Here is a 19,904-nt window from a genome sequence, read left to right on the forward strand (position 1 = left end):
TCGGCCAGGCCAAGCGCATCGAAGTGGGCAAGGAAAACACCATCATCATCGACGGCGCCGGCGCGGCCGCTGACATCGAAGCCCGCGTCAAGCAGGTTCGTGTCCAGATCGAAGAAGCGACCAGCGACTACGACCGTGAAAAACTGCAAGAGCGCGTGGCCAAGCTGGCCGGCGGTGTTGCCGTGATCAAGGTTGGCGCTGCCACCGAAGTCGAAATGAAAGAGAAAAAAGCCCGCGTTGAAGACGCCCTGCACGCTACCCGCGCTGCTGTGGAAGAAGGCATTGTGGCCGGCGGCGGCGTGGCCCTGCTGCGCGCCAAGCAATCGGCTGGCACCATCAAGGGTGACAACCCTGACCAGGATGCCGGCATCAAGCTGATCCTGCGCGCCATCGAAGAGCCGCTGCGCATCATCGTCTCTAACGCTGGCGAAGAGCCAAGCGTTGTGGTCAATGCAGTGCTGGCTGGCAAAGGCAATTACGGCTACAACGCCGCCAATGCAACCTATGGCGACATGATCGACATGGGTATTCTGGACCCCACCAAAGTGACCCGCACTGCCCTGCAAAACGCAGCGTCCGTGTCGTCGCTGATGCTAACGACCGAGTGCATGGTTGCCGAGGCTCCGAAAGACGAGTCCGGCGCCGGCGGCGGCATGCCTGGTGGCATGGGTGGTATGGGCGGCATGGGCGACATGGGCATGTAAGGGTCCTTGTCTGAGGGCTGATCGCCACGTTGCCGGATCTTGCCGTACCTTTGGTACTGTCTTCGACCCGGCGCCTTGCGCTAAGCCCTCATGCTGCGTCCGGCGGCTGAAAGGCTCCCGACCAAAACAAAAACCCGCAGGGCTCACGCCCTGCGGGTTTTTTCATGCGGGTCTGAAATCAGGCCAATGCGGCAGCGTTACTCAATGCCATCTTCGCTACCGGGCTGGACCCACCAGTAAATCAGCACGAAGAAGCCAATCACAGTCAGCATGATGAGCTGCCACCAGCCGCTCCTGCCGATGTCATGCAGTCGGCGTGCGCCGACTGCCAGAGCCGGCAGCAGCAGGGCCAGTCCCACCAGACCATTAAGCACATCGCTGATCATCGAAGCCACGATGGAAACCAGAACCTGGAACAGGAAAAACCACCAGAATTCAGGGCGCGACGCGCGGCCGGAAAAAGTGGCGTATTTGGACAAACAGGTCGATATGGCTTGGCCGAAGTTCATGTTGTTCTCCTCCTCAGGAGTGTGCAAGGGCAAATTCCCCCGCGCCATGATAAGCCAGCCACGCTCGTCGCCCAAGCACCGCAGGCAGCGAAAAGGCGTGCTCTATTTCTGTGCAGAGGTCACCGCCGGAAGAAGCTTCAGCGGTCCGTAGAACGCCTGAAGCCTGCCCTCGTTTCTTTCACCCTCGGTAAACACAGCGAAACTCAGCAGCGCGCCGGGCTCTTCACCAAAGGCCTTGCGGTAATCCGCCCGGATATCGCGCTCATAACTCAGCCACTGGTTGTAGCCTTGGTCGCCCGAATCCACCACGATCTTGCGGATCCGGTCTGTGCGGTCGTTTGTGACGACATCACCGGGTTTGTTGACGCGTGACCAGGAATAAATCAGCGTGGCGAAAGGCAACTCCTCACCGGTCAGCAGAAGACTCAGCTCCGACAGCAGGGAGTTTTTCATCGAGAAGCGCGACCGATCGCCCTCGAAGGCCAGCACCACGCGCACAGGCACGTCTTCCAGTTCTGTGAGCGAAGCGTTGGCATCCGTCCCCGGTGGTGGTACGTTCCACGAAAAGCTGATGCGTCCCAGGTCAGCCGGTTCAATGCGTCGGCGGTGCCGCAAAATGCTACCCGTCGCATCGGCCTCGGCGCGCACCGCGTCGCGTCCCGCGTGCTGCACATAGCTGTAACGAGTGGGCTGCTTGCCTGGCACGCGAAAGATTTCCCAGGACAGGTCATTGGCCTTGAAGCCGTCAGCTTTCACGGGAACACTCAGTTCGGCCCAGGCCGTGCCCGTGACTTCAGGCGCAGGGCCCAGCGTTCCGCCTTGCGAAACCGGCTCTGCGTCCTCCACGTCTGCGTCTTGCCCCATATGTGTTGCGCATCCGGCCATGAGGCTCACGGCCAGGCATGCCGCAGTCAGGCCGCTAAAACGCCGCGCCTGGAATGCCTGCAGGCTTGAAAACGGAAAGTGGAAGCCGCGTTGAGTGAGCGCGCGTTGAGACGGCACGGGGGGAATCAGCATGATGCGAGAAAAGTAGTCAGGTCAAGACGGGAAGTTGACCATGAAGCTCTGCGGTTGTGCAATGAAATATTGCACAAAGCCGAGCGGGAATCAGCCCGAAACGATCTTTTGCAACAGTCCGGCAGTGGAGCCGTCCAGCCCTGCATCATCACCGGTCGCCAGTCTGGTCTCTATGTCGCGGGCCAGCACCTTGCCAAGCTCGACGCCCCACTGGTCAAAGCTGTTGATGCCCCAGATGGCGCCGCTGACAAAGACACGGTGTTCCTGCAGGGCAATCAATGAACCCAGGCTGGCAGGTGTCAATTCATCGAGCAGCAAAAAGGTGCTGGGCCGGTTGCCGGGGAAGTGCCTGTGGCCACCCCCGTCGTGTTTGCCCAGCATCAGCGCCTGAGCTTGGGCCAGCACATTGGCCAGCAGCTTGTCGTGATGCCCGGGCAAGCTGTGCGCGGCTTTTTTGACCGCAACAAACTCCACCGGCACCACGTCCGTACCCTGGTGCAGCATCTGGAAGTAGGCATGCTGGCCGTTGGTGCCCGGCTCCCCCCAGAGGACGGGTGCCGTGGCAAAAGGCAACGCCTGCCCGTTCACATCCACGCGTTTGCCGTTGCTCTCCATTTCCAGTTGCTGCAAGTAAGCCGGCAGGCGGCGCAAGGCGCTGCTGTAAGGCGCGATGCTGCGGCTGGTGAAACCATGAAAGTTGCGGTACCAGACATCAAGCAAGCCCAGGCGCACCGGCAAATTACGCTCCAGCGGCGTGTTGCGAAAATGCTCGTCCATGGCGTGCGCTCCGGCCAGCAAATCCCGGAAGCCCTGCGCACCAATGGCAATCGCCAGCGGCAGGCCGATGGCCGACCACAGCGAGTAGCGCCCCCCTACCCAATCCCAGAAACCAAAGGTGGTGCTAATGCCGAACTCATTGGCTGCCGCAACATTAGTCGTCAACGCCGCGAAATGGCGTGCGACGTCCTTGCCACCCTGCGCCTCGAACCAGTGTTTTGCCGACAGGGCGTTGGTCATGGTTTCGGTGGTCGTGAAGGTCTTGGAGGCAATCAGGAACAGTGTGTTCTGCGGCTTGAGTTGCGCCAACACACCGGCCAGCTCATGACCGTCAACATTGGAAACAAAATGAAGGCGCTTGCCCTGCAGGCGGAACTCCTCCAGCGCCAGCACCGCCATTTGCGGGCCCAGGTCGGAGCCGCCAATGCCTATGTTGACGATGTTGGTGATGCCCTCGTCCGCACGCACCTGTTCCGCGTAGGCCAGCATGGCGGCCAGCGTTTCATGCACCAGGGAAAGTTCAGGCGCTATCTTTTCAGTAGCTGCTTGCGCCCGTCCCTGCGGGGTTGGAGCCGGATTTCTTAATAAAAAATGCATGACGGCACGGTTTTCCGTGCAGTTAATCTTCTCGCCGGCAAACATCGCATCCCGGTGTTGCTCCAGGCCACACTGGTGCGCCAGGTCCAGCAGCAGGGCCTGGATGGACGCGTTGATCAGGTTTTTGGACAAATCCGCAAAAACATACGGCGCATCCTGGCTGAATTCCGCAAACCGCTGGGGATTGGCGGCAAACGCATCGCGCAGGTCCAAGGTTTTCCCGGACGCCTCAAAACAGGCCTGCAATCCCGCCCAGGCAGGCGTCTGATGACAACGGATGGTGGCGGGCGCACTCATGCGGCCAGCATCAATTGTTCAAGCTTGACCGCATCTGCGGCGAAAGCACGTATGCCTTCAGCCAGTTTTTCGGTGGCCATGGCATCTTCATTGAGCGCATAACGGAAAGTCACCTCGTCAAAATTAATTGCCGGCAAATCCAGTGTCTGGGCGGCCTTGGCATCGAGCGCGCGCTCCAGCGGCGCACTGCTGGCAGCCAGCTGGCCAAGAAGCTCTGGGCTGATGGTCAGCAAGTCGCAGCCAGCCAGCGCGGTGATCTGCCCCACGTTGCGAAAACTCGCCCCCATGACCTCGGTGGCGATACCGAAATGTTTGTAGTGGTTGTAGATCTCGCGCACTGACCGGACGCCAGGATCATCGGCACCGGCATGGGCGCTCTCGTCCCAGGCTGCGCCGGCCGACTTCTTGTACCAGTCGTAAATTCGGCCAACGAAGGGAGAGATCAGCTGCACTTTGGCTTGGCCACAGGCCACGGCCTGGCAAAACGAGAACAGCAGCGTGAGGTTGGTGTGGATGCCGCGTTCTTCGAGCCGGCGCGCGGCTTCGATGCCTTCCCAGGTGGCGGCCACCTTGATCAGCACCCGGTCGATGTGGATGCCTTCGGCCTGGTACAGCTCGATGATGCGTTCGCCGCGCGTGAAAGTGGCGTTGCTGTCAAAGCTCAGACGCGCATCCACTTCGGTTGACACCCGGCCCGGGATGATGGACAGGATCTCGCAGCCAAACCGCACCAGCAGCCGGTCCATGATCTCGTCCAGAGCACGGCCCCGGAACTTCGCCACTGCCTCGGCCAGCAAAGGCTGGTAGTCGGGCTTTTGCACGGCCTTAAGGATCAGCGAGGGATTGGTGGTCGCGTCCTGCGGTTTGTAGGCACCGAGCTGCTTGAAATCACCGGTGTCGGCCACCACGGTGGTGAACTGTTTGAGGGCTTCGAGTTGGTTCATGATGAAAGTGTAAGTGGGTCCCGGCCATGGCACTGTAAGACCAAAACCCGATTGAGTTACCATTATGGCAACAATACGTGAAACTTTATTACATACGCCTGGAAAGGAAAACATGAGCTTTGATCTGGTCCTGTTTGGCGGTACTGGCGACCTGACCTGGCGCAAACTGATGCCTGCGTTGTTCCAGGCCTTCCGCCACGGCTCACTGCCGAAAGACGGCCGCATTGTGGGCGTGGGCCGCGATGCCATGAGCGACGCCCAGTACCGCGAGCTGATCCGCTCACGCTTTGACAGCGTGGAGCTCGCCAAGCGCCCCACCGGCGATGAATTCGAGCGTTTCGCCGCCTTGCTGCACTACCTGCGCATGGACCTCTCCGGCCCGGCCGACTATGCGCAACTGGCCGCCATGCTCAAGGAGCGTCAAGCCGACACCGTGGTGATGTACCTGGCCACCGCACCCACGCTGTTCCAGGCCATTTGCGAAAACATGGCAGCCGTCGGCCTGAACGGCCCACAAACCCGTGTGGTTTTGGAAAAACCGCTGGGCCATGACCTCGCCTCGAACCGCGCGATCAATGAAGCCGTGCTGCGCGTGCTGCCGGAAAAGCAGATCTTCCGCATCGATCATTACCTGGGCAAGCCTTCAGTGCAAAACCTGTTTGCCCTGCGTTTTGGCAACTCGTTGTTCGAGCCACTGTGGCGCCGCGAGACGATTGCCAACATCCAGATCACGATTGCCGAGGAGCTCGGCGTTGAGAAGCGCGGTGCCTTTTACGACAGCACAGGCGCGCTGCGCGACATGGTGCAAAACCACGCGCTGCAGCTGCTTTGCGCCATCGGCATGGAGCCGCCGATCAATGCGCATGCCGACGCAATACGCGACGAAAAACTCAAGGTGCTACGTTCGCTCAAGGCCTGGACACCCGAAACCCTGAAGCAGCATGCAATTCGCGGCCAGTACACCGCGGGCAACATCAACGGTGAATCGGTACCCGGCTATCTGCAGGAAAAAGGCGTCAACCCGGACAGCCGGACCGAGACCTTTGTGTCCCTGCGCGCAGAGATCGCCAACTGGCGCTGGGCCGGCGTGCCGTTTTACATTCGCACCGGCAAACGCCTGGCCGACCGCGATGCGCATATCGAGGTGAACTTCCGCCCGACGCCGCATGCCATCTTCAAATCACCACAAGGAGCCGGCAACCGCCTGGTGATCAACCTGCAGCCCAAGGACGGGCTGGAGCTGCACCTGCTGGCGCAGGGCCAGGACAACCGTCAGGGCGCTCGTGCAGCGAGCCAGACCCTGGCACCCGTGCAGCTTGACCTTGACTTTGACAAACGCTTCGGCACCGAACGCGTCGGCGCCTACGAACGCCTGCTGCTGGACGTGATCGACGGCCGGCTGAACCTGTTTGTGCGCAGTGACGAGCAGGAAGAAGCCTGGCGCTGGGTTGAGCCCATTCTTGACGCCTGGAAACATGACGCGGACGGCCCGCGGCCGTACACCGCCGGCACCTGGGGGCCCAGCGCGTCGAGCGCCATGATTGCGCGGGACAACCACTGGTGGAGTGAAGAGAGTTGAGCCCCCACGGTCGCTCACTGCGTGTAGCTTCCTGCCCCCCGGGGGGGCCGCTGCGCCTGCGGTCTGGCGAAGCCAGTCCCGCGGCCCCTGCTTGCAGTTTCCATCCCGACCTTGGCTTGCTACCTCCGGCGCTCTATTCGCCGCAAACTCCCAGTCACCGAAATACCAGTCCGAGCCGCGGAACCGGCTTCGCCGGGCCGCAGGCGGGGTGGCCCCCTCGGGGGGCAGGGAGTTACGCGAAGCGAACGACCGTGGGGGCCACATCCCGTGCTTGACCGCATCAAGGCCTGTCTGCCTTCGCTGGCGCCTGCCGAGCAGCGTGTTGCGCATCTGGTGCTCAGCGACGCGCGTGCCTTTGCCAACCTGCCTGTGACCGAACTGGCTGCGCGCGCGCGCGTCAGCAAGCCGACGGTGATCCGCTTTTGCCGCAGCGTTGGTTATGACGGCCTGTCGGACTTCAAGCTCAAGCTGGCAGGCAACGTCAGCGAAGGAGTGCCTTTTATCCACCGCAGTGTCGATACCGATGACAAGACCGGCGACGTGCTGGTCAAGGTGATCGACAACACGGTGGCCGCCTTCCTGAAGTACCGCAATGACGCCAGCCCGGCGCTCATCGAGAAGGCGGCGCTGGCGCTGGTTTCCGCCTACAAGAGCGGGCAGCGCATCGAATTTTTCGGCGTCGGGAACTCCGGCATCGTCGCGCAGGATGCGCAGCACAAGTTCTTCCGCCTTGGGGTGCACGCCATCGCCTACAGTGACGGCCACTTGCAGGTCATGAGCGCTTCGCTGCTCAAACCGGGCGACTGCGTGGTGATCATCTCCAACTCGGGGCGCACGCGCGACCTGATGGATGCCTGCGACATTGCCCGCAAAAAGGGCGCCACCACCATCGTCATCACCGCCAGCGGCTCGCCGCTGGCCGCCGCCGGCCATATTCACCTGGCCGCGGATCATCCGGAAGGCTACGACCGCTACAGTCCCATGGTGTCCCGCCTGCTGCACCTGATGATCATCGACATCCTGGCGACCACAGTGGCGTTGCGTATTGGCGGCGACAAGCTGCAGCCCCTGCTCAAGGAAATGAAGAACAATTTGCGGAGTAAGCGGTACGCTTGAGCTTCTTCGTTTGGGGTTCGGGTTCAGCTTGTTTAAGTCGTCTTTTGCTTCCCGAGGTTGTGGCTTGCCAGCAAGCCGGGGGTTGCCCGGCGGCAACTCACTTTCTTTTTGCGTCGCCAAAAAGAAAGTAAGCAAAGAAAAAGGCGACCCTGCTGTCTGCGTCCCCCTTCGCTGTCGCTACGGGGGCAGCCTGCGGTGCTCGGTCCAGCCGGGGTCGAGCTCGAACTCGCTACGCTCAGACAATCGCTCGCCCTGATCCGGCTGGACCTGCGCTCCTCGGCGCATACAGAAGGGTGGGGGATAAAAGCGGGAGCGGGTTCGGATACGGGGAGACCTGACGCGCTTTGCGCGCCAGGTCGAGAACGCGGCCGTGATGTTTGCACGCGGCAGCAGCACAAGCGGCCAAATGAAGCTCCCTTCCATCGCCCAGCGGGGCGATGGAAGGGCGGGGGTTGGGAGTAGGGAGTCCGTCCTACTGTCCACAGCAGACCACGGGCGCAACGTCATGCTAGAAAAAGCTAATTTCACGCTTTTTGAGAGTGAAATCGACAGCAAGCCCTTATTCGACGGGCGCGAGCAGCTACAAAATATATAGCAACTAGATGCGCCCCTCTTCCACTGCGTGGCAGGCAATCTTCACGCCGTGGATGCTCAGGAGCTGCGGCCGTTCGGTGCGGCAACGGTCATTGACATGCGGGCAGCGCGGGTGAAAGGTACAGCCGGTCGGCGGGCTCAGGGGGTTGGGCACTTCGCCCTGCACCGGCGTACGGTCCCGGCCGATGTCGTGCATCTTCGGTATCGCGTCCAGCAGCATGCGCGTGTAAGGGTGCCGCGGGCTGGCAAACAGGGTCTGCTTGTCGGACAGCTCGACCAGGCGCCCCAGGTACATCACGCCCACCTGGTCGCTCACATGGCGCACCACCGCCAGGTTGTGCGAGATGAACAGGTAGGTCAGCCCGCGTTCGCGCTGCAGGTCTTTCATGATGTTGAGCACCTGCGCCTGCACGCTGACATCGAGTGCCGAGGTCGGCTCGTCGCAAACCAGGAATTCCGGCTCCGTAGCGAGCGCGCGGGCAATCGAGATACGCTGGCGCTGGCCGCCGGAAAACTGGTGCGGGTACTTGACCATGTCCAGCGGCGACAGGCCCACCGACTTGAGCAGCTCGCCCACCTTGGCCTTGAGCTCCGCTTCGTTGGTAATCAGGCCGTGTTCTCGGAGCGGTTCACCGACGATGTCTTCGACAATCCAGCGCGGGTTCAGGCTCGCATAGGGGTCCTGGAAAATCATCTGGATGCGCCGCCGCAGCCGCCGGCCCCGCGGCGTCCTGAACGCGGCATGGGCGTCCTTCCCGTCGAAGGTCAGCCCGCCACGCGTGGGCTCGTACAAACCCACCAAGAGGCGGGCCACCGTGCTCTTGCCGCAACCCGACTCGCCAACCAGGGCCAGGGTCTTGCCTTTTTCAATCTCGAAACTGACACCGTCAACAGCGTTCAGCATCAGCCTGGGTTTGCCTTCAAGCACCCGGTTCAGCCAGGGTGGCGATACGTCAAAAGTCTTGGCCAGGTCGTTGGCCTGAACGAGTGGTGCCGGGGTGCTCATGCTGCAACTCCGACGGAGACGTCATGCAGCCAGCAGGCGGCGCGGGTAGCCCCGGCAGGCAACAGGTCTGGCCTGTCCTGCCGGCAGCGGTCAAACACCCTGGGGCAGCGCGGGTTGTAGGCGCAACCTGTCGGGATGGCGTTCAGCCGCGGCATGGCGCCGTCAATCTGGTTAAGCCGTTCGCGGTCCATGGTGATGTCGGGAATTGCCGCCATCAGGCCAGCGGTATAGGGATGGGCCGGATGGTTGATGACCTCGTGTACGGGGCCGATTTCGGCAATGCGCCCGGCGTACATCACGGCCACCCGATCGCAGGTTTCGGCAATCACGCCCATGTCGTGGGTGATCAACATGACGGCGGCGCCGCGCTTCTTGCAGATGTTCTTGAGCAGCATGATGATCTGCGCCTGGATGGACACATCGAGCGCCGTCGTCGGTTCGTCGGCAACAATCAGTTTGGGCTCGGCGGCCAGGGCCAGCGCAATCACCACGCGCTGACGCATCCCACCCGAAAATTGGTGCGGGAAATGCTCGATGCGCTGCTCGGCAGCCGGAATGCCGGTGTCCTGCAGCAAGGCGATGGCGCGCTGGCGCGCTTCTGCGTTGCTCACCGGCAAATGGGTCTGGATGGTTTCGATCAGTTGCCGCCCCACGGAATACAGCGGGTTCAGCGAAGTCAGCGGGTCCTGGAAGATCGCACCTATTCTTCGTCCACGGATATGGCGCATCTGCTCGTAAGGCAGGTTATCGATGCGCTCCCCTTCGAGCAGAATTTGCCCGCCGCCTATGCGTCCCGGCGGCTCCAGAAGGCCGATGATGGCCGCGCCGGTCAGCGACTTGCCTGCGCCGGATTCGCCGACCACACCAAGAATCTCTCCCGGTGCGATATCAAAGGAGATATCGTCCAGCGCGCGCAAAGTGCCGCGTCGGCCGGGAAACTCGACGATCAGGTTCTTGACTTGTAAAAGACTCATTGACTTCTCTTTTTCAAGCAGGGGCCACGGGTCCGGCTCCGCCGGCTCGCAGGCGCAGCGGCCCCCTCGGGGGGCAGCGCAGTACGCGAAGCGACAAGCGTGGGGGCCACATTCACCGCAACCTCGGGTTGAGCGCATCGCGCAGCCAGTCGCCCAGCAAATTGACGCTGAGTGAAATCGTCACCAGCATCAGGCCGGGAAACACGGTGATCCACCATTCGCCGGAAAACAGGTAGTCATTGCCAATGCGGATCAGCGTGCCCAGCGAAGGTGATGTGGGCGGTGCGCCCACGCCCAGGAAGGACAAGGTCGCTTCGGTGATGATGGCCGTAGCCACCTGGATGGTCGCGAGCACAAGCACCGGGCCCATCACATTGGGCAACACATGGCGGCGCATGATGCGCAGGGGCGCGACACCGGTCACGCGCGCGGCCTGCACATACTCCTTGTTGCGTTCGACCAGGGTCGAGCCGCGCACCGTCCTGGCGTATTGCACCCAGCCCGTGAGCGTGATCGAGATGATCAGGACCCCCAGGGCCAGTGAATCCTGCGCATGGGGAAACAACGCGCGACCCACACCGGCAATCAGCAGGGCTACCAGAATGGCCGGGAAAGACAGCATCACATCGCACAGGCGCATCAGGGCCGAGTCAATCCAGCCGCCATAAAAACCGGCCAGAAGACCCAGGCCGACACCGAACACGACCGATAGAACCACTGAAGCAAAGCCGACGGCCAGTGAAACACGGGCGCCGTACATCAGCGCCGACAATATGTCGCGGCCTTGATCATCAGTGCCCAGCAGGTACTTGCTCGAGCCCTCTGCCGACCAGGCCGGAGGCAGGCGGGCATCGCTGAGTTCGAGTGTGGTCAGGTCAAACGGGTTGTGCGGCGCGACGAAGCCCGCAAACACCGAACAGAAAATGCAGATCAGGGCAACTGCGGCCGCAGACATCGCCACCGGAGAGGTGCGAAAGCTGTAGCCGACGTCGCCGTCCCACAAGCGGGATAGCGCGCGCTTCATCAACCGGATTTATTAGTTGAGTTTCACAAATTTCCAAGGCATGCCGTTGTCGGGCCACTGAACAAGTTCAATGCTCTTTTTGGTTGCCCAATTGATGGCCTGCTGGTGCAGCGGCAGATGGCCCACATCGTCCTGGTGGATCTTCAGGGCTTCGCGGATCATCTCGTTGCGCTTCTTGTCGTCGGTTTCGGACGCCACCAGGTTAGTCAATTCGTCGACCCTGGCGTTGCTGTACGAACCCAGGTTGAACTGGCCGCGGCCGCCTTCACCGGGTGTGGACATGATGGGGTAGAGCACGTTGTGCGCGTCCACCGTGGAGGCGGTCCAGCCCAGCATGTAGAAGCTGGTGTCGCGACGCAGGATTTTGGGGAAGTAGTTATTTTTGGTTTCGGCTTCGAGGTTGATCTTGACGCCGATGCGCGACAGATTGGCCGCGACCGCCTGGCAGATCTCGCCGTCGTTCACATAACGATCATTGGGGCAATTCATCTTGAGCTCGAAACCGGCGCCGTAACCGGCATCGGCCATGAGTTTTTTGGCGGCTTCGACGTCAAACGGCAGGCGTTTGGCGAGGTCGGGGGCGTAACCCTTGACCTGTGGCGGAAGCAGCAATGCCATGGGTGTGGCGGCACCGCGCATCACGCGGCTCTTGATGGCTTCGATGTCGATGGCCTGGTAGAAGGCCTGGCGCACGCGCTTGTCCTTGAAGGGATTTTTTTCCTTGACGCTGGAGAACAGCAGTTCGTCTCGCTTCTGGTCCATGCCCAGGAAAATCACGCGAAGTTCAGGACCCTGCAGCACCTTGAGGGCGGTGTTCGCCTGGATCCGGGCCACGTCCTGCACAGGTACCGGCTCCATCACATCGACCTCACCTGACAGCAAAGCGGCCACGCGGGTGCTGTCGTTGCCGATCACGTTGAAGATAACTTCGTCGACATTACCGTCAATCTTGCCCCAGTAGTTGCCATTGCGTGAGAAAGTGGTGCGCACGCTCGGCTGGCGCTCGCGCACACGGTAAGGTCCGGTGCCATTAGCACGGAAGGAAGCGGCGTTTTCAATGCCCTTGCGCCTATCCACCGGTTTGGTTGCCTGGTTGGTCTCACACCACTTCTTGCTCATCATGTGCCACTGCGTGAACAGCTCGGGCAGGATGGGGAATGGGTTGTTCAGCACGAAGTCGATGGTGTGCGCATCGATTTTTTTGATTTCCTTGATCTGGCCGACATAACTCTTCATGTCCGAACCGTCGCCCTTGGCGCGTTCATAGCTGAAGATCACGTCGTCGGCGGTGAAGGGCGTGCCGTCATGGAACTCCACGCCCTTGCGCAGATTAAAACGCCAGACGGTAGGCGAAGTTTGCTTCCAGTCGGTGGCCAGCGAAGGCGCGAGTTTATAGTTGCGGTCGCGTGTAACCAGCGGCTCGTAAACATTGCCGACCACCGAGAGCTGCAAGGATTCATTCAGCGAATGTGGGTCCAGCGACTGCGCATCACCCTGGTTGGCAACACGCAGGGTAACTGCGGACGCTACAAAACTTGCAGCTGCTAGCGCAGAGCCAATTAGGGCCAGTGTCGCTTTTTTCTTGAAGTTCATGGGAATGCTCCTGTTGAATGAAATGTCTTCTGATCTACACGGATAAAGGCAGGGACTGTTCCACCAGGCCCGCATGCAAAGCGGCGCCCAGCGGCAAAATGTCGTCATTGAAGTCGTAGCGGCTGTTGTGCAGGAAACAGCTGCCGACGCCGTTTTCGGCGCCTTGGCCGATGCGCATATAGGCACCGGGCTTGACCTGCAACATGAATGAAAAATCTTCCGCGCCCATGCTGGGCTCCATGTCGCGCACCACGTGGTCTGTACCCAGCAGGGCCTCGGCCACGTCGCCAGCGAACACGGCCTCCTTGTCCGAATTGATGGTAGCAGGGTAAATGCGCTCGTAGTTCACGGAGGCGGTGGCACCGAAACCCAAGGCAATCGCGCCGCACAACTCATGAAGGCGCCGCTCTATCATGTCCTGCACGTCCGGGCTGAAAGTACGGACCGTGCCCACCAGTGTGGCCTTGCCCGGGACCACGCTCATGGCGCCCAGGTCGCCCGCGTGCATGGCGCACAGGCTGATCACGGCGCTGTCAATGGGCTTGACGTTGCGCGAAACAATGCTTTGCACCGCCGTGATGATGTGCCCTGCCACCAGCACCGGGTCTACCGTCATGTAGGCGTGGGCGCCATGCCCGCCACGCCCAATGATGTCGATGGTGATCCGGTCCGCCGCAGCCATCATGGGACCAACGTTGATTCCCACCGTGCCGGGTTTCATGGATGGCCAGTTGTGCATGCCATACACGGCCTGCACCGGGAAGCGATCAAACAAACCGTCTTCAATCATGACGCGAGCGCCCGCAAAGCCTTCTTCGCCGGGCTGAAAAATCAGCACGGCCGTGCCGTCGAAATTGCGCGTGGCGGCCAGGTAGCGCGCCGCGCCCACCAGCATCGCCGTGTGCCCGTCGTGGCCGCAGCCGTGCATGAGGCCGGCACGCGAGGATTTCCAGGCAAAGTCGTTGTGTTCGGTCATGAGCAGGGCGTCCATGTCGGCCCGCAGGCCGATCATCTTGCCGCTGCTGCTCTGCCGGCCCTTGATGACCCCGACCAGTCCTGTCTTGCCGATGCCGGTATGGATCTCATCCACCCCGCAACGCTCGAGCGCTTCCTTCACACGGGCACCGGTGTAGATCTCTTCAAAACCGAGCTCCGGGTGAGCATGCAGGTCACGGCGAAAGGCCGTAAGTTCAGGATGAAATTCGGAAATTTTCGCAAACGCGCGACCGCTGGCCTTCAGTGTCGGGGCGGGACGGGGCGCGAGCATCAGTGGCCTCCCCCGCCCATGCGCAGGCGTGGGTCAACGGCGAAGTAAAGCAGATCAACCACCAGGTTGATCACCACAAAGATCAGCGCGATCAAACACAGGTAGGCCGCCATCACGGGAATGTCGGCAAAGGTCACGGCCTGGATGAACAACAAGCCCATGCCGGGCCACTGAAACACGGTTTCGGTGATGATTGCAAAAGCGATCAGCCCCCCGAGCTGCAGGCCGGTAATGGTCATCACCGGCACCAGGGTGTTCTTGAGCGCATGCCCGAAATGAATGGCGCGATTGGACAACCCACGCGCACGGGCAAACTTGATGTAGTCGGTACGCAGCACTTCCAGCATTTCGGCGCGCACCAGCCGCATGATCAGCGTCAGCTGGAAAATGGCTAGCGTCACGGCCGGCAAGACAATATGGTGCCAGCCCTGGGCTGTCAACAGCCCGCTGCTCCACCAGCCCATTTGCACCACATCGCCGCGTCCGAAACTGGGAAACCAGCCCAAGCCGACCGAGAAAAACAGGATCAGCAAAATCCCGATGAGGAAGGTGGGCAGCGACACACCCAGCAGAGACACTGTCATCAGCACCTGGCTCAAAAAGGTCCCGCGGCGCAGCGCCGCATACACACCCATGGGAACACCAATCACCAGCGCCATCACTGCGGCCACCAGCGCAAGTTCCAGCGTGGCAGGAAAGCGTTCGGCAATCAGGCGGGAAACCTTGGCGCCCTGGCGCAGGCTCAGGCCAAACTCGCCCTGCACGGCATTGAGCAGAAAGTGACCGAATTGCACGAAAAAGGGCTTGTCCAGCCCCAGATCGGCGCGCAACGCTGCGATCTGGTCAGGTTTTGCGTCCTGCCCCAGAAGAGACACCAACGGGTCACCTACATACTGGAACAGCATGAAGGAAATAAAGGCCACAGCAACCATCACGATCACGGCCTGGAACAGGCGACGGAGAATAAATGCAAACATCGGGGTATGGTTTTGAGCGAGGGCCAATGCTAGCAGAGCAAGCACTGTGCCGATACCGGGATTTCCTTTAGGCTTAAAGAAAATATCGCAAAAAAAAGACCCCGAAGGGCCTTCTTTTGGCATCGATCTCAATTGACCTTGATCAGTCGCCAGTCGAGCCGGTTGTCGGCCCGATGCACCACGTCAATGTTCTTCTTCATCGCCCAGGGAATGATCTGGTTGTGCAGCGGAATGTGCGAAACCGTGTCATTGGACAATTGCAGGGCCTCGGCCAGCAGGCGGTTGCGTACCGGCAGATCGGTCTCGACCTTCACGCGATCGACGATGTAGTCCATGCGCGGATTGCTGTAGCGGCCGACGTTGTAGTTGCCGTCCCCGCCAGCGCCCACGGTGCGAACCAGTGACTGAAGGCTGTAGAGCGCATCGAAGGTGGGCACACCCCAGCCCAGCATGTAGATGCTGGCCTCGTAACGCTGGATCATCGGGAAATAGGTGACCAGCGGCAAGGTACGCAGCTTGGCTTTCACGCCAGCGCGCGCCCACATGGCAGTCACGGCCTGGCAGATTTCCTCGTCGTTGATATACCGGTTGTTCGGACAGGCGAAGTCCACCTCGAAGCCGTTGGGGTAACCCGCCTGGGCCAGCAGCTTCTTGGAAGCCTCCGGGTCATAAGGATGGCGCTTGTGGACGCTTTCAGCCCAACCATTGACCTGGGGAGCCACGATGGCGCCTGTTGGCTGGCTCAGGCCACGCATGGTCACGCGCTGGATGGCGTTGATGTCGATGGCCTGGTAGAGGGCCATGCGCACACGCTGGTCTTTCAGCGGGTTTTTTCCTTTGATGTTGGAACCCGGCAATTCCTCGCGGAACTGGTCCATGCCAAAGAAAATTGTGCGGTTTTCAATCCCATCGATGACTTTGAGGTTGCCCGTACTGCGCAGGCGACCCAGATCCTGGATGCTCGGATCCAGGACAAAATCGACTTCCCCCGACAGCAGGGCTGCCACGCGGGTGGCTTCTGACTTGATTGGCGTGTAGATGATTTCGGTGACATTGGATTCATTCTTGCCCCAGTAATTGGGGTTTGAAACAAGAACAAGCTTCTGGTCAGGCTGCCACTCCTTGACTGTGTAGGGGCCTGTGCCCATGGCGTTGCGGTGGGCAAAGGTTTCGTCCTTGGCGCGGATGTCCTTGGGCTCCACCGATTTGTTCTTCTCGGCCCACGCCTTGCTCATGATGCGCAATTCGGTCAGCTGGTTGAGCAGCACCGGGTTCGGCCCTTTCAGCATGATGTCCACGGTCGAATCGTTGACCTTGACCACCTTGTCAATGCCTTGTGTATAAACCGCGTAGTTTGAAGTTTTGGCGGTGGCGCGCGTGAGAGAAAAAACCACATCCTCGACAGTGAGCGGCGAACCGTCGCTGAATTTCACACCGGACCGCAGAGTAAAGCGAACCTGTGTTGGCGAAACCTCGCGCCACGCGGCGGCCAGTTGTGGCTCCACCTTGAAGGTGCGGCTGTTGTAGTAAACCAGCGAATCGTAGACGGCCGCATGGACACCATTGCCCAGTGCATTGTTTTGTGAATGAATGTCGAAGGTCGGAATGTCGCTCGCGCTGGACCATTTGAAGGTCTTGGCGTGGGCCGGCACGGTGGCCAGCACTGCGGCTGCCGCAGCCGCGATCAGGAGGGGTTGGAATTTCATGGTTCTCTCTCGGAAGGAAGGGACAAATATACAACCGCGATATCGGAGGCACGCAAGGGGTTTCCCCTGAAATACGTCCATGTGCTGCGCACAAAACTTGCGCGCAAATGAGACACACGCAACTCTCAGGCCAGAACACCGGTCAGCGCCCTTTTGCAGCAGTTCCGAGGGTGACAGGCCCATACCAGGCTTGAGTGCTGGTGCGTGTGTTGTCGCTGTCCGTCATGATGCCGATGCCGACAAGTGCACCCGGCGCTTCACCGAAAGCTGTTTCATAGTCCGCACGGATATCACGCTCGTAGTCGATCCATTGCTGGAGCTTGCCAACACCTGACTCAACAACCAGCGTGCGTATCCTGTCAGTGCGGGGGTTCACAATGACCGAGCCTGGAGCACGCGTGTTGCACCACACATACATCAAGGTTGCGTAGGGCAGCTCCTCACCGGTCAGAGCGCGCGCAAGCTCTGACAACATGGTGTTTCTGCTGGAGAATTTTCCACGATCCCCCTCGAACATCAGCAGGATGCGCACCGGCGAATCATCGGCGTCACGCAAAGCCATGTCGGCGCGCGTTATCAGCGCAGGCACTTTCCACGAAAACCGCAAGCTGGCCAGTTCACTGGGCTCCACACGCATCACCTGACGCAGCATGCTGGCAGAAGATAAAGAGTTCGCCGCCATTGCCGCGCGGCCATCCTTCTGTACATAGCGAAACTGGCTGGCGGATTTGCCTGGAAAAACGTGATGCTTCCAGCCAGGCGCGTGCTGACTGCCGACAGACAGCATCACCCAGGGTGTCTGGCTTGGGCTTGTCTGTTCGGGCGATGGTGTCAGTGATGAACAAGCCATCAATTGCAGCAGGACCACAAGCACCGCACATCCACCCAGCCATCGCGCAGCACAACGCTGTTTCATTGAAATTCCATCAAAGCGACGTTCCTGCACTCCCATAAAAAAAGCCGCCCGAAGGCGGCTTTTAAGCTTTCTGTTGGAAGCTGACACAAGGCCAGCCAGCCATTAGAAGGAGTGCTTGATACCGAAGTCGTAACCGGTCGAACGGTTGTTCGCTGCAGTAGTGGCACCGTTCAGAGCCTGGGTTGCACCACCGCTGTTCGTCACGCGAGCGAACGTGGTGTACAGGGCCGTACGCTTGGACAGGTTGTGCACATAGCCCAGAGCAATTTTCTTGGACTTCGGTGCAGCAGCTGTGTCGGTTTTGTAGGTGGAGTAAGCCACACGGATCTGACCAGCACCCAGGGGAACCAAGCCACCGATCAAAGCGCCCTTGCCCGTCACAGCGGTAGCTGAATCAACGCGGTCACGGGTAGCCAAAGCCATCAGTTGAGCCACGCCGAAGTCGTACGAACCACCGATGTTGGTCGATTTGACATCGCCGCCGCCTGCAGCGACAGCAGCCGCACCGACATTGCCCGGAGTAGCAGCTACAGCAGCAACAGCCCCAGTCCGAGCGAACTTGGTCCTGGACGTTGCAATAGCCACGTTGACCGGGCCGTTAGCCCAACCGAGACGGATGGAAGAACCGCTACCGTCTTTTTCAGTCACTGCACCGTTCTTGTTGTTTTCGCCCATGTAGGCTTGGAACTGGCCGTAGAAGCCGCCCAGGTTGCCTGGCAGGAAGTAGCCAACGCTGTTCGAAGCACGGACAGCAGTTACGCCGCCGAGGCCGGAATTCAGAGTCTGGTTGGTGCCCACGCCGTTGGTGCCGAACGGATCAAACACGGTTTGATTCCAGAAATGAGGCGTGTAGTCACGGCCCAGACGCAGTTCACCCAGGCCGCTGGCCAGGCTGACAGTCGAACGACGGTTGAAAGTCAGACCCTGGTTGTTGGCCAGACGCTGTGTATCCCCAGCATTCAGAGCAGTAGCACTGGGGTTTTGATTGTTCGTATTGCTAGCTTCGCCGGTGCCTGAATCAGGAGCGAAGCCGGCTTCCAGCCAGAAGGAAGCAGACATGCCGCCGCCGAGGTCTTCCGTACCACGGAACCCAAGCCGGCTAGAGTTGTAACCATTTTTGATGAGTTGGCTCTTGCTGGAAGAACCAGCACCGGAACCGGAACCGTGAGCGTAAGCCACGTCAACAACGCCGAACAGGGTCACGGAAGACTGGGCCGAAGCCACGCCGGCAGCAGCCAGAATAGCCAAAGCGACTAGGGATTTTTTCATTGCGAGTTTCTCCAAGGTTAAACATAGGGCTCCAGGATTTTGGATCCCCGGGCCAACCTCCATTTAGGAAGTTGTATGTATTGCACCAGAGGCCGAAGGCTTTCGCAAAGGAATTAGCCCGATAAATTCATTTCCGTTGCACCCCTGCAACAAATACCATCGACCCGAAAGCCGACCGTTCAATCCAACAGGAAGACCGTCTATCGCCGGGAACAGAGTGCTGCAATTTGTATTACAAGTTACAAATTAAACAATGAAAACCAGCCCTATCCCAGAATGGAAATGCTATGTGCAAGTATGGAACATTTTCCTGCGCGAAGCCCGGCGACACTTTTCAGGTGCATGCTGCTGCGGAAGAGTGGAAACTTTTTAACCCCACGAGGCGTCGCCGCGAAGTGACGCAGCTGGATTCGCCTCCCCTCTCCCAACGCGGTGTACGGCGGGCAGTTTCTTGTGTTTCGATCGCAATCACAGTGCTGGACGCGTCCCTCGACAAGCGCAGCCTCCACCATGAGGCACGACTGGATAAACTTTCATCTGCACTTCTACCAACGGACAAGCGATGGACACCGCCATGGACACCCTGCTCAATGCCGCCGATAGCGCCCTGCGCACCCTGTTTGCCAAGCCGCATGCGAGCCGCACCTGCCCGACCCTTCCGGGGCAAGGCACGGAGCTGAGCGCTCCCGACAAGACGCTGGCGGGAGCACTGATGCGCGTCAACCATGTCGGCGAGGTCTGTGCCCAGGCGCTTTACGCCTCGCAGGCCCTGAGCACGCGAAACCCTGTCTTGCGACAGCAATTCCTGGAGGCGAGCAAGGAAGAAGGCGACCACCTGGCCTGGACGCGTGAACGGCTGGAGGAGCTAGGTGCCCGGCCTTCGCTGCTCAACCCGCTGTGGTATGCCGGCGCCTTCGGGCTCGGCTTGCTGGCGGGCCGTCTGGGTGACCGGGTCAGCCTGGGTTTTGTGGTGGAAACCGAGCGCCAGGTGGAAGCGCATCTGGCCAGCCACCTGGAACGCCTGCCCGAAGGCGACCA

General features: G+C 60.3%; 17 protein-coding genes. 4 read left to right on the top strand and 13 right to left on the bottom strand.

The window, feature by feature from the left end; genetic code table 11:
• A partial coding sequence (locus ABI660_RS18925; RefSeq protein WP_348070981.1) for a TCP-1/cpn60 chaperonin family protein occupies positions 1 to 704 on the top strand: 704 nt, incomplete at its 5' end.
• 197 nt (positions 705 to 901) lie between these two features.
• Here ABI660_RS18925 and ABI660_RS18930 read toward each other — a convergent pair.
• The 4 genes from ABI660_RS18930 to tal all read right to left on the bottom strand — a co-directional run bounded on the left by ABI660_RS18930 (position 902) and on the right by tal (position 4,845).
• Positions 902 to 1,213 carry a DUF805 domain-containing protein gene (locus tag ABI660_RS18930; RefSeq protein ID WP_348070983.1) on the bottom strand — a complete coding sequence of 104 codons (312 nt, stop codon included), beginning with the start codon at positions 1,211 to 1,213 and terminating at the stop codon, positions 902 to 904.
• 102 nt (positions 1,214 to 1,315) lie between these two features.
• A complete protein-coding gene (locus ABI660_RS18935) occupies positions 1,316 to 2,230 on the bottom strand; it encodes a DUF3047 domain-containing protein (protein ID WP_348070985.1) in 915 nt (304 codons plus the stop codon).
• A gap of 90 nt (positions 2,231 to 2,320) precedes the next feature.
• On the bottom strand, positions 2,321 to 3,901 hold the full coding sequence (gene pgi / locus ABI660_RS18940; RefSeq protein ID WP_348070987.1) for a glucose-6-phosphate isomerase: 1,581 nt from the start codon (positions 3,899 to 3,901) through the stop codon (positions 2,321 to 2,323).
• The gene (tal, locus tag ABI660_RS18945) at positions 3,898 to 4,845 is read right to left on the bottom strand and encodes a transaldolase (protein WP_348070989.1); all 948 of its coding nucleotides are present in this window, start codon (positions 4,843 to 4,845) and stop codon (positions 3,898 to 3,900) included. Before tal ends, pgi begins: the two co-directional genes overlap by 4 nt.
• 112 nt (positions 4,846 to 4,957) lie before the next feature.
• Between tal and zwf the strand changes: the two genes are divergently transcribed.
• Together zwf and ABI660_RS18955 are read left to right on the top strand one after the other, a co-directional pair.
• A complete protein-coding gene (gene zwf, locus ABI660_RS18950; protein ID WP_348070991.1) occupies positions 4,958 to 6,424 on the top strand; it encodes a glucose-6-phosphate dehydrogenase in 1,467 nt (488 codons plus the stop codon).
• 267 nt (positions 6,425 to 6,691) lie between these two features.
• Positions 6,692 to 7,540, top strand: coding sequence for an SIS domain-containing protein (locus ABI660_RS18955; RefSeq protein ID WP_348070993.1), 849 nt, complete (start codon positions 6,692 to 6,694; stop codon positions 7,538 to 7,540).
• A 598-nt stretch (positions 7,541 to 8,138) separates the two neighbouring features.
• Here the strand turns inward: ABI660_RS18955 and ABI660_RS18960 are convergent.
• The 9 genes from ABI660_RS18960 to ABI660_RS19000 form a co-directional block, all read right to left on the bottom strand.
• The gene (locus tag ABI660_RS18960; RefSeq protein ID WP_348070995.1) at positions 8,139 to 9,140 is read right to left on the bottom strand and encodes an oligopeptide/dipeptide ABC transporter ATP-binding protein; all 1,002 of its coding nucleotides are present in this window, start codon (positions 9,138 to 9,140) and stop codon (positions 8,139 to 8,141) included.
• The gene (locus ABI660_RS18965; protein WP_348070997.1) at positions 9,137 to 10,114 is read right to left on the bottom strand and encodes an ABC transporter ATP-binding protein; all 978 of its coding nucleotides are present in this window, start codon (positions 10,112 to 10,114) and stop codon (positions 9,137 to 9,139) included. The genes ABI660_RS18960 and ABI660_RS18965 overlap by 4 nt, the downstream gene beginning before the upstream one ends.
• A 112-nt stretch (positions 10,115 to 10,226) precedes the next feature.
• Positions 10,227 to 11,138 (bottom strand): ABC transporter permease, encoded by a 912-nt coding sequence (locus ABI660_RS18970; protein WP_348070999.1) that lies wholly within the window; start codon positions 11,136 to 11,138, stop codon positions 10,227 to 10,229.
• Between the two features lie 12 nt (positions 11,139 to 11,150).
• The gene (locus ABI660_RS18975; RefSeq protein WP_348071001.1) at positions 11,151 to 12,731 is read right to left on the bottom strand and encodes an ABC transporter substrate-binding protein; all 1,581 of its coding nucleotides are present in this window, start codon (positions 12,729 to 12,731) and stop codon (positions 11,151 to 11,153) included.
• A 34-nt stretch (positions 12,732 to 12,765) separates the two neighbouring features.
• On the bottom strand, positions 12,766 to 13,998 hold the full coding sequence (locus tag ABI660_RS18980; RefSeq protein WP_348071003.1) for a M20 aminoacylase family protein: 1,233 nt from the start codon (positions 13,996 to 13,998) through the stop codon (positions 12,766 to 12,768).
• Positions 13,998 to 14,975, bottom strand: coding sequence for an ABC transporter permease (locus ABI660_RS18985; RefSeq protein ID WP_348071005.1), 978 nt, complete (start codon positions 14,973 to 14,975; stop codon positions 13,998 to 14,000). Before ABI660_RS18985 ends, ABI660_RS18980 begins: the two co-directional genes overlap by 1 nt.
• A gap of 128 nt (positions 14,976 to 15,103) precedes the next feature.
• Positions 15,104 to 16,681 (bottom strand): ABC transporter substrate-binding protein, encoded by a 1,578-nt coding sequence (locus ABI660_RS18990; RefSeq protein ID WP_348071007.1) that lies wholly within the window; start codon positions 16,679 to 16,681, stop codon positions 15,104 to 15,106.
• 142 nt (positions 16,682 to 16,823) lie between these two features.
• A complete protein-coding gene (locus ABI660_RS18995; protein ID WP_348071009.1) occupies positions 16,824 to 17,684 on the bottom strand; it encodes a DUF3047 domain-containing protein in 861 nt (286 codons plus the stop codon).
• Between the two features lie 15 nt (positions 17,685 to 17,699).
• Positions 17,700 to 18,866, bottom strand: a complete 1,167-nt coding sequence (locus ABI660_RS19000; protein ID WP_348071011.1) for a porin — start codon at positions 18,864 to 18,866, stop codon at positions 17,700 to 17,702.
• A 562-nt stretch (positions 18,867 to 19,428) separates the two neighbouring features.
• Here ABI660_RS19000 and coq7 point away from each other — a divergent pair.
• On the top strand, positions 19,429 to 19,904 hold a 476-nt coding region (gene coq7 / locus ABI660_RS19005), incomplete at its 3' end, for a 2-polyprenyl-3-methyl-6-methoxy-1,4-benzoquinone monooxygenase (RefSeq protein WP_348071013.1).

It is taken from the genome of Polaromonas sp., assembly GCF_039930745.1.
GTDB lineage: Bacteria > Pseudomonadota > Gammaproteobacteria > Burkholderiales > Burkholderiaceae_C > Polaromonas.